The following is a 14,938-nucleotide window of genomic DNA, read 5'->3' as shown; positions in this document are numbered from 1 at the left end:
CCGCGGGTGACGCGCGGGAGCGCCGCCGCGGCGCGGACCGGTCGGTGTCGACCGATCCGCGCCGACCGATCGGGGCGGGCCGACGGCCCCGGGCCGATCGGGGCGGGCTCAGGGGTCGCCCCGGTCGGACGGCTCCGGCCGGTCCGGCGGCGGTGGGTCGAACGCCGCGCCGGCCGCCCGCGCACGGTCGCGCACCAGCGCCTCGGCCGCGTCCAGCACCGCCGGGGCGTGCGCGGCGACCAGGACGCCCATCCAGGGCGCCGGTTCGAAGGCCGCGGTCGGGATCGCCGGGACGAAGACCGCGCCCAGCTCCGCGCAGTCCCGGGCCAGGGCCGCGCACCATTCGTCCACCTGCGCGTCGGGCAGCCGCGCCCCCAGCTCCACCCGGTCCGCGATCCGTACGAGGTGCCCCGCGCCCCGCAGTTCGTCGAGCCGGGCCGCCACCATGAAGGCCACCGACGGGCCGGTCAGCCGCAGATTGGCCTCGGTCGGTGCGAGCCGGCCCGCGCCGTCCGCGACGAAGTCCACGTCGAACCAGCCCCGGTAGCCCGACTCCGCCAGCGCACGGCCCACCGCCCGGCCGAAGGCGCACAGCGGCCCGCGCGCCCACTCCGGCACGACCCCCGGGCCGACCGTGGCCCCCCGGTAGCCGCCGTCCGCGACGTCCATCACCGCGCCGCCCACCTCGTGCGCCCGGCCCGCGTCGTCCACGAAGCCGTCGTAGGTCAGGTCCCGCGGAGCCGCCCCGGGCGCCGGGCCGCGGACGTACTCCTCCAGCAGCACCGGCCCGCGCGGCAGCCGGCGGAGGACCGCGCGGGCGCCGCCCGCCGCCCGCACGTCCTCCGGCGTGACCACGGTCGTACCCGAACCCCCGACGCCGTGCTCCGATTTCAGAACGGTGCTCTCGCCCGCCCGGGCCCGGCCCGCGAGCAGCCGGACCGCGGCCCGCCGGGTGCCCGCCCGCCACTGCGCCGGGAGCAGCACCGACGGGTGGCCGCCGTCCGCCAGGATCCGGGCGAACAGGCCGTGCGCGGCGGACTTCGACTCGTACCGCAGCTCCTCCGGCCGCCACGGCCGGCCCGCCAGCCGCCCGAACGCCCGCGTCCGCCCCCACGGTACGAGCGGCAGCCCGGCCCCGGTCAGCCGTTCGGCGAGCGCCGGGCGGGCCCGTACGGCATCCGACAGGCCGCCGGGGCCGGTCTCCGGGGCGAGCCCGTCGTACACCTCCACCCCGGTCCAGCCCAGCTGGCGGCAGACGAGCCCGGCCCAGCCCGCGGGCACCGCCCGCGGCAGGACCAGGGCGGCCGGGGTGGGGCTGTAGAACGCGGCCAGACAGGCGTAGTGGTGCGCGGCCGACTGGTCGCGGTCCAGGGAGGGCTCGGCGAACTGCCCGTTGAACTCGGCGACGTTGCCGACGTGGACGGCCCGCCCGCCGCCCGTCCAGGCACGCGCCCAGCCGGCCAGCGGCAGGGGCGCCACCTCGAACCGCACCAGGGGGGCCGGGCCGTCACCGTGGTCACCTTCCTCGCCGCCCGCACCGTCCGGTGCGGGCACGGGAAGGGGAGCGGGCGCGGGCCGGGGGACCGGGACCGCGCCCATCGCGCGGTAGAACCCCGCCGCGTGCGGATCGGCGTCGATCACCAGCCGCCGCACCCCCAGACCGGCGGCCCGGCGCAGCACGTCCCGGTAGAGGAGCCGCCCCACCCCCCGGCCGATGGCGGCCGGTTCCACGAACAGCAGGCCCAGCGCCGCCCGGTGCCCGTCGCCCTCCAGCGAGGCCAGTCCGAGGGCCGCCCCCTCCTCGTCCTCGGCCACGACCACCCGACGGACCGTCATGTCGACAGCCCGCAGGCGCAGTTCCTCCGCGCACGCGGCCAGGAAGGCCGCGTCGTACCCCCAGTGGGCCTTGGACCGCAGCACCAGTGCGGTCAGGGACCGCGCCTCGTCGCCCCGCGCGGCCCTGAGCTTTGCCATGTCCAGACCTCCCCGTGGCCGGGAGCAGGGGTGTGCGATAGATTCGCCCAGCCTCCCACGGCACATCCTTCCCCACCACCCGGAGACAAGGCTTCCCCATGAGCGACATCATCAACGGACTCGGCCGCACCAGCGCCTTCGGCGCCCTCGGCCTGGTGCTGCTCATCCTCGGCATCGTCCTCGTCGACGTCCTGACGCCCGGGAAGCTCCCGAAGCAGATCTGGGAAGAGCGCAACCGCAACGCCGCGCTGCTCCTCAGCTCCGCGCTGCTGGGGATCGGCGGCATCGTCTTCACCTCGATCTGGACCACCTACGACGACTTCGGCAAGGGTCTGCTGTCCACCGCGGCGTTCGGCCTGCTCGGCCTGGTCCTGATGGCCGTGGCGTTCCTCGTGCTCGACCTGGTGACCCCCGGCAGGCTGGGCGCGATCGTCGTCGACCCGGAGCCCCACCCCGCCGTCTGGGTCACCGCCTGCTGCAACCTCGCGGTCGCCGCCATCGTCGCGGCCTCCATCGCCTGACGGCGGATCACCGGTGTGCGACGAGAGCACCGCTCCTTCCGGGGAGCGGTGCTCTCGTCGCACACCGGTGATCCGCGCGGCCGGGACGCCTACGCCAGCCCCAGCGCGAACACCGCGAACCCCGCCGCCAGTACACCGGTCACCGCCCTGCGCAGCGCCGAGGCCTTCCGGCCGTCCGGCGCCGGGTCCTCGAAGCGGCGCGCGTACCGGGCGATGCCGACCAGCAGCGCGGCGAACACCGGCATCCACGCCAGCCGCGCCACGATCCAGCCCAGGCTGTCCGGCGCCGTCGTCAGCCCCGCCACCGGCCCCGCGAACGAACCGGGCACGGCCGCGGCCAGCATCGCCGTCTGGTGCCAGCACAGGATCGTCATCGCGCACAGGTTGACCACGACCACCGGAGCCCACAGCGCCGGCCGCGCCAGCGCCTTCGCCAGCCGGTCCCGGAGCAGGACCGCCGCCCCCGACTGGGCCGCCGCCAGGGCCAGGACCAGCAGCGACGGCGGGTGCGAGTTGGTCCGCGCGGCGCCCGGCACGCCCACCATCGACGCCGGATAGCCGAAGACCAGCAGCAGCGCCGCGAACAGCACCGTCCCGCCCCCCAGCAGCAGCAGGCCACCGCGCCGCCCGATCCGCCCCTCGCCCCACGAGACGCCGAGCTGGTATGCGAACAGCCAGCCCGGCAGGACGTTCAGCAGGGCGAGCCAGGAGGGCACGGACTCGGCGAGCGGCCCGTACCGCAGCACGTCCACCACCGCGACCGAGACGAGCAGCGGCAGCGCGGCCCACCCGCCGAGCCGGCCGGCGGCCCGTACGCAGTACGGGGTGAGCGCGGTGACCACCACGTACACGCCCACGAACCACAGGGGCTGGACCACCAGCGTCGCCCCGGTCCGCAGCGTCGTCTCCGGCACCCCCGCCGCGTACAGCAGCGGTGCGGCCACCGCCCATACGGCGGTGACCCCCAGGACCGGACGCCCCAGGCGGACGATCCTTCCCCGCAGCCACGCCCCCGCCGACCCGGCGCGCCGCCGGTAGGACAGCGCGGAGGCGTATCCGCCGACCAGGAAGAAGATGCCGAGCATCTGGAGCACCCAGCTCGCCGGGGCGAGCCCGCCGAAGGCGGACAGCGGGCTGGCGTTGTGCAGGCCTCCGTCGGCGTCGAGGGTGAAGCCGCCGAGCAGCCAGTGCCCCGTCGGCACCGCCAGCAGGGCCAGGGCGCGCAGCCCGTCGACCGCCCGGTCGCGGTGGGCGGGGGTCCGGGCATCGATGCGGTCCGCCGTCCCGCGCAGCAGGGTGAGCGCGCTCATCGGGCCTCTCCGTTCGCGAGGGCGGAGAAGGCCGCCAGGGACTGGGTGCCCGGGGCGAAGTAGCCGGTGTGGCCCCGGACGTCGGCGGCCGGCAGCCGCCGGGCCCCGAAGGCGGCGGAGGTCGGATCGGCGCCGTGGCCGAGTCCGGCGAACTCGACGTTCGGTACGTCGGCGATCCAGTCGGACGGGCTCCGCCCCGCCCAGACGCGGGCGCCGGTGCCCAGGGCGGCGGCGGTGTCGGCGCGCATGCCCGGAGAGCCGAAGACCACGATGTCGGTGGCGTCCGTGTGCCGGGCCGCGAGCCCGCAGACCACCGAGCCGTAGCTGTGGCAGAAGAGCACCGGGTCGGGCGCCCCGACCGCGTCGAGCCCCGCGGTGAAGCGGGCGAGGCGGGACGCGCCGGCGACGGCCAGTCGGCCCTCGGCCGCGTCCAGGCCCACCCCGACGGGGGTGGTGTAGCCGGTCCAGGCGATGACGGCGGTGCGCTCGCCGGCCGCCGCGCGCAGGGCCCTGGCCATGCCGGCCGGTCCGGAGTGCGCGGCGCGCGGTGCGTCGTGGCCGGTGGCGTCGTTGTCCGAGCCCGGCACGATCACCGAGACGTGCGCGGCGCGCTCCAGGTCCCCGAAGGCCTCGGCGACCTGGCCCCGGCCCCGCGGGTCGAAGGCGAGGATCTGCCGGCCCGGTGCCCCGAGGGACGCGTACCGCGCCTCTCCGGTGGCGAGGACCGCGAGCCGGTTGGCCTGGTACCGCAGGGCCGGCGGCGCCCCGTCCAGATTGCCCACCACCAGCGGGTGGGAGCGTACGAGCTGCTGCCGGGCGCCGGTGTCCAGGCCGGCGAAGAAGCGGGCCACCTCCGCGGGCGGTGCGGTCGCCGGGTCGGGCAGCGGCCGTCCGAGGGCCGCCGTGTCGGCCCGCCACGCCGCGGCGCCGGGCGGCGGACCGGTGACGGCCCGCTCACTGTCGCCGGACGCCCAGCCGGCGGTCCCCCCGACGACGGTCATCGCCAGTGCGGCGGTGACCAGCGTCCTCCTGAAGCGGCGCATGCACCTTCTCCTCTCCTCGTGACGAGGAGGAAGGTAGGAAGGAGATGCCGAACGGCGCGTCGGACCGTGGAGCCAAGGAGGAGGTCATACCCCGGTAGGGGGTGGAGGAGACGGGCGCGCGCGGGCCCCTGCGGGCCCGGCGCGCCGGGTCGTCAGAGCCTTCCGACGAGGGGCTGGGCCGCGGCCTTGGCGCGGGCGGCCGTACTGGTGGCGGCGGCCGCGACCGGGCCGCTCACGGCGCGCAGCGGGTGGGCGTGGTCGAGCGCGTGCCGGGAACGGTAGGCCAGCGACGGCTTGCCGTGGGTGTCCGCGGCGGCGATGAGGAGGCCGCCGACGAGGGCGAGGTCCTTGAGGAAGGCGGCCCGGTGCCGGGCCCGCTCCTGCGGGTCCTCCATCGTCCAGAAGGCGTGGCCGGCGACGGTGGACGGCACCAGCGTGGCGGCCAGCGTGAGCGCGGCCAGGCGCGGGGCGCGGCCGGTGGCGAGCAGCAGGCCCGCACCGGCCTGCACGGCGCCGGTCGCGCGCACCAGCGTCACGGGGTCCCCGGCCAGCGCCGGGATGCGCTCGGCGATCGGCCCGACGACGGGCCGGGCGCGTTCGGCGACCGCCTCGGGACGGCGCAGGGTGCGCAGGCCGCCGGTGACGAAGGGGGAGGCCAGGAGGGGGCGGGCGAGTTTTCGGAGGATAGCCATGCCCTACCCCTGCCCGGCCTCGCGCCGGACATCCGTCCCGGTCGCGGGCGCTGCGGGGGACGCGGACGGCCGCCGCCGCGCCGCCGGGTCAGCGCAGCGGCTTGTCCAGGACGGCCTTGCGGTGGCTGAAGGTCTCCAGGGAGTAGCGGCCGTGGTAGTTGCCCATGCCGCTCTCGCCGACCCCGCCGAAGGGCAGGTCGGACACGGTCAGGTGGGCCACGGGCAGACCGAAGGCCACGGCGCCCGAGGAGGTCTCCTGGACCAGGCGTTCGCGGGTCGTGTCGGAGTCGGTGAAGGCGTACAGGGCGAGGGGCTTCTCGCGGTCCCGGATGAACGCGACGGCCTCGTCCAGACCGGCCACCTCGACCAGGGGGAGCACGGGGCCGAATATCTCCTCCGCCATGACGGGGGAGTCGGGGGAGACCTCCGCCAGGACGGTCGGGGCGATGTAGCGCGAGGCCCGGTCGTGGTCGCCGCCGGTGACGGTACGGCCCGAGTCGAGCAGGCCGGTGAGCCGGTCGAAGTGGCGTTCGTTGACGATCCGGCCGTACGCGGGCGAAGCGGCCGGGTCGTCGCCGTAGAGGTCGCGCAGGACGGAGCCGAGGGCCTTCTCCAGCTCGCGGGCGGTCTCCGGGTCGGTCAGCACGTAGTCGGGGGCGACGCAGGTCTGGCCGGCGTTCATGAACTTGGTGGCGGCCAGCCGTGCGGCCACCACGCCGAGGTCCGTGCCGCGGTCGACGAAGGCCGGGGACTTGCCGCCCAGCTCCAGGGTCACCGGCGTCAGGTGCTCGGCGGCGGCCCGCATCACGATCCGGCCGACCTGGCCGTTGCCGGTGTAGAAGATGTGGTCGAAGCGCTGCGCGAGCAGCTCGGTGGTCTCCGGTACGGCGCCCTCCACCACGGCGACCGCGTCCTCGTCCAGGTAGCTCGGCAGGAGGGCGGCCAGCGCGCGCGAGGTCGCGGGCGCCAGCTCGCTGGGCTTGGCCACGACGCAGTTGCCGGCCGCGAGCGCGCCGACGACCGGGGCGAGCAGCAGCTGGACCGGGTAGTTCCAGGGCGCGATCACCAGGACGACGCCGAGGGGGTCCTGCACGGTGTGCGCCGTCGCCGGGCTCAGCCGGTCCGGCACGGGGACCGGCCGGGGGCGCAGCCACTCGGCCAGGTGCTCCTGCGTGTGCTGGATCTCCCGCAGGGTGAAGTCGATCTCCGTCCGGTACGCCTCGTCGCGGCCCTTGCCGAGGTCGGCCTGGAGCGCGGCGGCGAGCTCGTCGCCCCGCTCGGTCAGCAGCGTCCGCAGGGCGTCGAGCTGGGCCGTCCGCCAGCTGAGGGACTTGGTACGGCCGGTGGCGAAGGTGTCGCGCAGCCGCGCGACGACGTCTGCGGGCGTGTGCGAACGGTGGTCCGACATGCGGTGCTCCAAGCGGTGGGGGCGGCCCGGCCGCGGGGCCGGTGCCGGGAGTGCGGAGGGCCGGGGCGGGACCCGGGCCGATCGATGTATATAGCAATCAATCTGGCCCGGGTATTCCGCCGCAAACCTCCCCTTCCCCCGATCCCGGCCGCGACACGGCCGCGCCCCGCCGTGCCGAAGCCGGTCCGTCGCGCGCCTCGGCCGTCAGCCGCCGTCCCCCGGCCGCACCAGCCCCGCCTCGTACGCGAAGATCACCGCCTGGGCCCGGTCGCGCAGGTCCAGCTTGCCCAGCACCCGCCCGATGTGGGTCTTGACCGTCTGCTCCGCCAGCACCAGGTGGCCGGCGATCTCCTGGTTCGACAGTCCGCGCGCGATGAGCTCCAGCACCTCGGTCTCGCGCGGGGTCAGACCGTTGAGCCGCAGCGCCGGGTCCTTGCGCGGAGCCGGCCGCCGCTGCACGAAGTCGGCGATCAGCCGCCGCGTCACCGACGGCGCCAGCAGGGCCTCGCCCGACGCCACGACCCGGACCGCCGCGATCAGGTCGGCGGGCGGCGCGTCCTTCAAGAGGAACCCCGAGGCCCCGGCGCGGAGCGCCTCGTACACGTAGTCGTCGATGTCGAAGGTGGTCAGCATGAGCACCCTCGGGCGGTGCACCACCCCCGGCGGCGGATCGAGGAGCTCGCGGGCCGCCGTCAACCCGTCCATCTCCGGCATCCGCACGTCCATCAGCACCACGTCGGGGTGCGCGGTGCGGGAGATCCGCACCCCTTCCCGCCCGTCGGGGGCCTCGCCCACCACGTCGATGTCGGCCTGCGCCGACAGCAGCGCGGCGAAACCCGCCCGCACCATGGCCTGGTCGTCGACGATGATCACGCGGATGGTCAACTGGATTCCTCGGCCGGGTCGTTCAGCGGCAGACGGGCGGCGACCCGGAAGCCGCCGTCGGGCAGCGGACCGGTGTCCAGCGTGCCGCCCGTCAACCGTACGCGCTCCCGCATCCCGACCAGACCGTGCCCCGTCCCCGAACCCTCCAGCGCCACCACGGCGTCGCGGGCCGGACCGTTCACCACGAGCACCAGGACCTCGTCCTCGTCGACGGTCACCGACACCCGGGTCGCCGCACCCGGCGCGTGCCGCACCACGTTGGCGAGGGCCTCCTGCACGATCCGGTACGCCGACAGGTCCACCGCGGGCGGCGCCGACGCGGCCGCCCCGGCCGCCCCCGCCGACAGGGACAGCTCCACCGGCTGGCCCGCCCGTACGGTCGCCTCCACCAGCTGCTGCAACCGGTCGATCCCCGGCTGCGGGGCGCGCTCGCCGTCCGAGCCGTTCGCCCCGTCCCCGCGCAGCACCGTCAGCAGCCGCCGCATCTCGCCCAGCGACTCGCGCGCACTGGCCGCGATGGCCGCGAACTCCTCCTGCACCGGCTGCGCCATCCCCGGCAACCGGTACGGCGCGGAGTCGGCCTGGACGGTGATCACGGACATGTGGTGCGCGACCACGTCGTGCAACTCCCGCGCGATCCGCGCCCGTTCCTCCAGCAGCGTCCGCCGGGACCGCTCCGCCTCGCTGATGCTCTCCTGCTCGGCGATCCGCTGCCGGGCGTCGCCCAGCCCGCGCAGCGCGCCCGTCAGCGTCAGCACCAGCCCGCTGAGCACCAGCACCAGCGCCGACGTGTTCGTCACGCCCGCGGGCTGGAAGAATCCCAGGACCGCGCCGACCGCGCCGGTCACCAGCCACACCCCGACCAGGGTGCGGACGGACTCGCGCAGCCCCGTGCACGCCATCAGGACCAGATAGCCGATGACGGCCATCGGGGTCCACGGCCAGGCGCGCCCCGCCACGCCGTCCGCCTGGATCAGCAGCACCGCGCCCAGCGCGTCCGCGAGCAGGACCATGCCCCACGCGGGCAGCGGCCGGGTCACGGCCAGCAGCAGCGGCACGGTCTGCGCCACCCCCAGCGCGCCCGACCAGCCGCCGCCGCCCTTGTAGTCGTTGGTCAGCACCGTGATGGTCGTCGGGAGCAGCGACACGACGAAGACCCCGACCACCGCGTACGGCAGCAGCCGCTGCCACCGCCGGGGCGCCCGACCGAGCAGCGGCTGGGCCGGCCGGGCCGGCGTGCGCAGCACCACGGCGAGCTGCGCCAGCGCGCCGGCCCCGCGCGCGGCGCGCGACGCGCCGCCGGGGGCCGGGGACGCACCGGCGGCGCCGTCCGGGGAGGTGTCGCCGGGCCGACCCGGCGCGCCGGGGCCGGCAGGGGAGGCGGCGCGGCGGCCCGGGCGGATGCGGCCGGGCCACCGCGTGCGGTTCTTTTCGCTCATGATCCGCCCAGCCTATGCTCCGTCGGCCCGCCACCGGGGAGCGCTGCGGGGGCCGGTAGGCCGCCCGCGGTCGATCACGGGGGAGGGCCGGAACGCACGGGCGCAGCCGCCGCGCTGGGGAAACCGCTGCCCGTGCTGCCGGCCTTCGGCGGCGGAGTGCTGCTCGCCCGCCGCAAGAGCGTCCCGGCCGAGGCGTCCAAGGCCTTCTCCGACTGCGCCTTCCTCTTCGCCGTGGCCCGCCACCTCTTCGGCACCATCTACTCCGGCGACCTCGCGGCCCTCTTCGACCGGCGCGCGATCGGCGGCTGCGCGCCCGCGCCCGCGCCAGTGCGGGCCTCAGCCCGTCTTCGTCTCGGCCACCGCCCTGTCGTACAACTTCCGCACGTCCGCACCGAAGTAGGAGCTGTACGAGGTGTCGGCCGTGTCGCCACCCGTCTTCCAGCCGCCGATCACCCCCACCACGTCACCGGTCCCGGTACGGGAGTTCAGCCGCAGCAGGAACGGGCCGCCGCTGGTGCCGCCCGGGTAGCCGGTGCAGTCGATCCGCAGGAACGATCCGGGGATGCGCGCGTCGGAACTGGTGAACTTCGTCGTCCGGTTCACGCACAGGCGCGGCCGGGATGCGGAGGCCGGGTGCCCGATCAGCGTGACGTCCCGCTGCGCGTACGCGGCGCCGGTCAGCAGCCGGTTGCCGCCGACCACGTCCTGCACCGGCACGCCCCGCACGTTCGGCCCGACCTGCGCGAAGGCCACGTCCAGGGTGGCGGCGCGGTCGGGGCCCTGGGAGCGGTAGCGCGGGTCGATCCAGATCCTGGGGTCGCCGTCCCCGTCCCGCAGCACCGGGAACATGCCGTACGGGCGCGGGTTGGCCCGCGTGTACCGGGGGACGAAGGCCACCTGCCGGGAGTCCGGGCCGAGCAGGCAGTGGGCCGCGCTGAGCACCAGGTCGCGGCCGGGCGAGGCGACGACGCTGGCGGTGCAGAAGTACGCTCCGCCCGCCTTCATCACGTACATCCGGCCGACGACCGGCAGCCCGTCGAAGTCCTGTCCGACGCCCGGGTCCGCCGCGGCGGGCAGCAGTGGTGCGACGGGGCGCGGCGACGCGGGGTCGGAGGGCGGGACCTCGACGGGCGCGGCCGGCGCCGTGCTCGCGCCGGACGGCTGCGGCGCCGCGGTGCCGGACGGGTCCGCTACGGGGTCGGGCGCCGGCACGGCCGCGGGGTCCACCGCGGGCACCGCGGCGGGAGCCGGGTCCGCCGACGGGCCCGGGTCCGCCGTGCCGGGCCTGCCGGGCGCGGAGGGCGCCACCGGGACCGGGGGCGCGGCGGGGCCGGGCACCGCGGCGGGTTCCGGGTCCGGCAGCGGGGCCGCTGAGGCCATCCGCTCGGCCGTCCAGAACGCCTCCGCCTCCCGCGCGGACCAGCGTCCCGCGCCCATCGGGGCCGCGGGACCGGCCTCGGCCACCGGCAGCGGTCCTCCCGGCACCAGCAGCGCGGCGGCTGCCGCGGCCAGGACCAACGTACGTCGCATGCGGAGCTCCTAGGGTCGTGTCGTGTCGAAGGGGCGGTGGGGGAGCGGCCGCGGGCCCGGGCCCGCGGGCCCGTCCGGCCGCGGCACTAGACGGCCTGCGGGAAACGGAAGAGGCGGTCGGGGTCGTAGGTGCGCCGGGCGGCCTCCAGCCGGGGGAGGTTCCGCCCGTAGTAGGCCTCGCGCCAGCCGGTGAGCCGGGGATCGGCGTAGTTCTGGTACGCGCTGCCGCCCGCCCAGGGGCGCAGGTCCTGCCAGAGCCCGTCCAGCCAGGCCCGGTGCCGGGCGACCTCCGCGCCGGGAGCGGACTCGGGCCAGTACGCCAGGTACTGGGCCAGGAAGCCGCTGCCCCGGTGCACGAAGGCGGTCGCGGTCGCGGGGACCCGGTTCACCGCGCCGCCGCAGACCCCGTCGAACTGCACCACGCCCGTCCCGCCCCGGGGGACGGCGGCCGCGTAGCGGTCGACGGCGTCCAGCACCACGGCGACGGCCGGCCCCGGCAGCCCCCCGCCCGGCCAGAAGTCGGAGCGGGCCGCGTAGGAGTCCCGGCCCAGCAGTCCCCGGGGGTCCCTGCCCGGCAGGGTGCCCGGGAGACGGCACTGGGCGGGCGTGCGGTCCGCGCAGCCCGCCAGGGTGCGCACGGTGTCGCCGTAGCCCCGTACGACGACCCGCCCGTCCCGCACCGGACGGCCGACCAGGTCCACCAGCCGGGTCAGCGCCCGCTCCAGCTCCGCCCGCCCGTCGAGGCACACCACCCGGACGGCCGGCGGCCCCGCCGACCCCGCGCCCACGGTGAACTCGACCTGGCTCCAGAACGGGTCCGCCAGCCCGTCCAGCCAGCGCTGCCAGCCCCGCAGCAGCGCCGCACCGTCGCCGCCGGGCCAGTGGAGCTCGGCGAAGGCGCAGTCGGCGACCGGGTGGGTGGCGAAACGGAGTTCGGTGACCACCCCGAAGTTGCCGCCCCCGCCGCCGCGCAGCGCCCAGTACAGCTCGGCGTCCCGGTCGGGCCCCACGTCGCGGACCGTCCCGTCCGGCGTGACCACCCGGGCGCCGGTGAGCCGGTCGGCGGTGGTCCCGTACGCCCGGGAGGCCAGGCCCAGGCCGCCGCCGAGGGCGAGTCCGGCGATGCCGACGGAGGGGCACAGGCCGGTGGGGATGCCCAGGCCCCGCCCGGCCAGCGCGGCGTTCACGTCGCCGAGCCGGGCCCCCGCACCGATCCGGACGGCGCCCCCCTCGACGGAGACCGCCCCCATGGCCCCGGTGTCCACGACCAGCCCGCCGCCGCACGTGGACCAGCCCCCGTAGCCGTGTCCGCCGCCGCGCGGGACCACGGGGACGCCGGAGCGGCGGGCGAAGCCGAGGCAGACGGCCACGTCGCCGGCGTGCGCCGGATAGGCCACCGCGGCGGGTGCGACGGCGTCGTGGCGCGGCTGGAAGAGCTGCCGGGCCTCGGCGAAGTCCGGATGGTCCGGGAGCACCAGCCGCCCGTCGAGGGCGCGGGCGAGGGCGCCGTAGTCGGGGCCGCGGCCCGCGGCGCCGACGGAGGCGAGGACGGCCGCGGCGGCGGTTCCCAGGATCCGGCGGCGGTGGAGGCTCATGCCTCCTTCCTGCCACCGTGCGGGCCGAACGGAGCGAAGGCGGGCCCACGCCCGCCGCGTTCCCGCCCGTACGGCCCACAGCCGCACCGGTTCGGCTCGTCCTGCCGTCGGTCCGCGCCTCCCGCCACAGCCGTACGCGCCGTACGCGAGGTCCGCGCCGTGCGTCCCGGCTACCCGGCGGGTGCGTCCCCGCGCGCCCTGCGGGCCAGCAGGAAGCCCTGCGGGGAGCACTCGCCGGCGTCCGGCTCCCGGACCAGCCGCGCCACCTCGGCCAGCCCGGCCGCGGCCAGCAGGCCCGCGATCCGGTCGGGCGGCGCCCGGTGCACGTCCGGCTCGGCGGGGGATGCGGTCGCCCGCCGCGGCAGGACGCGCGCCTCACCCGTCGCCCCACCCGTCGCCTCACCCGTCCTGAACGCGATGAGGGCGTGTCCGCCCGGCGCCAGGACACGGGCGAACTCGGCGAAGAGGGCGGGCAGTTGCGGCGGCGGGGTGTGCACGGTGGAATTCCAGGCCAGCACCCCGCCCAGCACGCCGTCCGCCACGTCCAGCGCGGCCATCGATCCGACCTCGAAGCGCAGCCCGGGATAGGTGCGCCGGGCCACCGCCACCATCGCCGGAGACAGGTCGACGCCGAAGGCCCGTACGCCGAGCCCGTCCAGGTGCGCCGTGATCCGGCCCGGCCCGCAGCCCAGGTCCGCGACGGCGCGGGCGCCGCCGCCCGGCCCCTCGCCCGCGCCGCCGCCCCGCACGCACTCGGCGAACGCGGCCAGCATGGCGCGGTCCAGCGGCCGCCGGGCGAGTGCCGCGGCGGCCAGCCGCGCGTGGTCCACGGCGACGGCGCGGGACGGGGCCCGTACGGCGTGCGGGGGCGAGGTGTCTGTCATGTCCCCGGAGCGTAGCCCGCGCGGGGCCGGGACCCGGGGCCGATCGGCGGATCTGCGGCCCGCGCTCAGCGGAGCGCCAGCGGATTGGGCAGTTCCGCCCACTGGTCGCCCGGCGTCCCGGGGCTCAGCCGCATCAGGGTGAGCGCCTTCGTGGGGAGCGGACCGGCCAGCAGCGCCCCGGTGTCGGCGGTGGCCTCCAGCCCCTCCGCTTCGGCGAGGGCCTCGGCGAAGGCACCGGCCGAACCGGCCGTGGCACCGAGCGCACCCGTCAGCAGGGAACCGAACAGCTTGCGCCGCAGCACGCTCACGTCGTCGGTGACCAGCCGGCCGGACAGCGGCGGCACCGGCAGTCCGTTGCGCCGCAGCCGGGCGGGGCTGACGCGGATGTCGGCCAGGTCCCGGTAGACCAGGCGGACCGGGGCACCGGTCGCGGAGAGGACCACGAGGAGGTTCTGGCCGTGCGCCTCCAGCGCCACCCCGAGGTCCAGGACGCGCAGGCACACCGACAGCGCGAGGCGGGCGAACCGCGCCCGCCAGGCCGCCGAGGCCGCCGGCGGATGGAAGGCCAGCGCCGCCACCGGGACCACCCGCTCGCCGGCCCCGGCGTCCGCGTACGCCTCGGGCGGCTCGCGCAGCACGGCCGCCAGGTCGGGGCTGTGCGCGGTCGCCGCGCCCAGGGTGCGGGTGATGTGCAGCCGCCCGTCGAGCCGTTCGGTGAGGGCGTGCGCGAAGGCGGACACGGTCGCGGCCGTCTCGATGGAATAGCCGGAGATGTCCCGCACGGAGGAGGTCAGCCGGGTGCTGAGGGCCGTCTTGACGTGCGGGCCGCCCGCCTCGGGCGCCAGCGTCCGCAGGGCCATCAGCGGATGCGCCGCGAAACCGCCCGAGACCCGCTCCGGCCCCAGGACGTGCGCGGCCTGCCACGGATGGACCGGCAGCAGCAGCCGTTCGCCGTCCCGGAACCGCTCCGGCCACGTCCCGGTCACCAGGCACCGGGCGGCCGGGACGGCGAGCAGCCCGACCTCCACCACCGGCCGGTGCTCGGGTCCGTACGCCAGCTCCTCGGCCACCGAGAAGCCGGGCCGGTAGCGGCAGTTCGGGTGGTACGGATGCCCGTCGACCACCCGCTGCTCCCACTCCCAGGTGCGCCCCGGCCCGGGCCCCGACGCCGATCCCGGGGCGGCGGCGCCGGCCGCCGCTCCGGCCGCCGACGCGCCCGCGCGCGAGAGCGCGAGCGAGGCCGTACTGCCGTCGAGCTCGGCGGCGAACTCCCCGCCGTGCGGCACCTCCAGGGCGGCCACGAGCCGGGAGGCCTGCCGATAGGGCTTGCCGTCCAGCAGCAGCTCGTCCGCGCGCGGCCCGGTCGCGTACGGGTCCGGCGGGGGCCCCTCCAGCCGCGCGCCCCCGGCCAGCCGCACCGTCAGCGAGCCGGGGCCCCGCTCCCGGGCCGTCACCCACGGCAGCGGCTCGTGGGCGAGCGCCCGCCACAACCGGCTCAGCACGGCCGCGCGGGCGCCGGCCAGCGCGTCGGCGTACGCGGCCGCGAGGGCGGGGCGGACGGTGGCCAGCTCGGCGGCGACGGCCTCTTCGGCAGGGGAGGCGGGGACGTACACGAGGCGGCTCCGGGCATCGCGAGGGCGGGGGACGGGATGATCAC

The 14,938-nt window shown here is 77.2% G+C and carries 12 protein-coding genes; 1 reads left to right on the top strand and 11 read right to left on the bottom strand.

Annotation, left to right across the window (positions count from 1 at the left end):
- Positions 1-108: 108 nt before the first annotated feature.
- Positions 109-1,974: a GNAT family N-acetyltransferase gene (locus tag CP968_RS34600; RefSeq protein ID WP_229885821.1), complete on the bottom strand. Its 1,866-nt coding sequence runs from the start codon at positions 1,972-1,974 to the stop codon at positions 109-111.
- Positions 1,975-2,072: 98 nt separating this feature from the next.
- On the opposite strand from CP968_RS34600, the gene CP968_RS02930 reads away from it, so the two are divergent.
- Positions 2,073-2,495, top strand: a complete 423-nt coding sequence (locus tag CP968_RS02930) for a DUF350 domain-containing protein (RefSeq protein WP_150516484.1) — start codon at positions 2,073-2,075, stop codon at positions 2,493-2,495.
- A gap of 89 nt (positions 2,496-2,584) precedes the next feature.
- On the opposite strand, the gene CP968_RS02925 is transcribed toward CP968_RS02930, so the two are convergent.
- The 10 genes from CP968_RS02925 to CP968_RS02885 form a co-directional block, all read right to left on the bottom strand.
- Positions 2,585-3,805: an acyltransferase family protein gene (locus CP968_RS02925; RefSeq protein ID WP_150516483.1), complete on the bottom strand. Its 1,221-nt coding sequence runs from the start codon at positions 3,803-3,805 to the stop codon at positions 2,585-2,587.
- Entirely contained in the window at positions 3,802-4,848 is a 1,047-nt protein-coding gene (locus CP968_RS02920) for an alpha/beta hydrolase (protein WP_150516482.1), read from the bottom strand. Before CP968_RS02920 ends, CP968_RS02925 begins: the two co-directional genes overlap by 4 nt.
- A gap of 152 nt (positions 4,849-5,000) precedes the next feature.
- A complete protein-coding gene (locus CP968_RS02915; protein WP_150516481.1) occupies positions 5,001-5,540 on the bottom strand; it encodes a DoxX family protein in 540 nt (179 codons plus the stop codon).
- A gap of 88 nt (positions 5,541-5,628) precedes the next feature.
- Complete coding sequence (locus tag CP968_RS02910; protein WP_150516480.1) at positions 5,629-6,948, bottom strand: aldehyde dehydrogenase family protein; 1,320 nt, start codon at positions 6,946-6,948, stop codon at positions 5,629-5,631.
- 204 nt (positions 6,949-7,152) lie between these two features.
- Positions 7,153-7,833, bottom strand: a complete 681-nt coding sequence (locus CP968_RS02905; protein ID WP_150516479.1) for a response regulator — start codon at positions 7,831-7,833, stop codon at positions 7,153-7,155.
- Entirely contained in the window at positions 7,830-9,272 is a 1,443-nt protein-coding gene (locus CP968_RS02900) for a sensor histidine kinase (protein WP_150516478.1), read from the bottom strand. Before CP968_RS02900 ends, CP968_RS02905 begins: the two co-directional genes overlap by 4 nt.
- A 336-nt stretch (positions 9,273-9,608) precedes the next feature.
- Positions 9,609-10,802, bottom strand: coding sequence for a S1 family serine peptidase (locus CP968_RS33990; protein WP_167536751.1), 1,194 nt, complete (start codon positions 10,800-10,802; stop codon positions 9,609-9,611).
- An 86-nt stretch (positions 10,803-10,888) separates the two neighbouring features.
- Positions 10,889-12,397 (bottom strand): FAD-binding oxidoreductase, encoded by a 1,509-nt coding sequence (locus CP968_RS02895; RefSeq protein WP_150516477.1) that lies wholly within the window; start codon positions 12,395-12,397, stop codon positions 10,889-10,891.
- A gap of 170 nt (positions 12,398-12,567) precedes the next feature.
- A complete protein-coding gene (locus tag CP968_RS02890) occupies positions 12,568-13,281 on the bottom strand; it encodes a class I SAM-dependent methyltransferase (protein ID WP_150516476.1) in 714 nt (237 codons plus the stop codon).
- A gap of 65 nt (positions 13,282-13,346) precedes the next feature.
- Entirely contained in the window at positions 13,347-14,894 is a 1,548-nt protein-coding gene (locus CP968_RS02885; RefSeq protein ID WP_150516475.1) for an IucA/IucC family protein, read from the bottom strand.
- Positions 14,895-14,938 lie beyond the last annotated feature (44 nt).

The organism is Streptomyces subrutilus (assembly GCF_008704535.1).
GTDB classification, from domain to species: Bacteria; Actinomycetota; Actinomycetes; order Streptomycetales; family Streptomycetaceae; genus Streptomyces; species Streptomyces subrutilus.
Note: the sequence above shows the minus strand (reverse complement) of the source record. Positions and strands in the feature narration are given on the sequence as shown.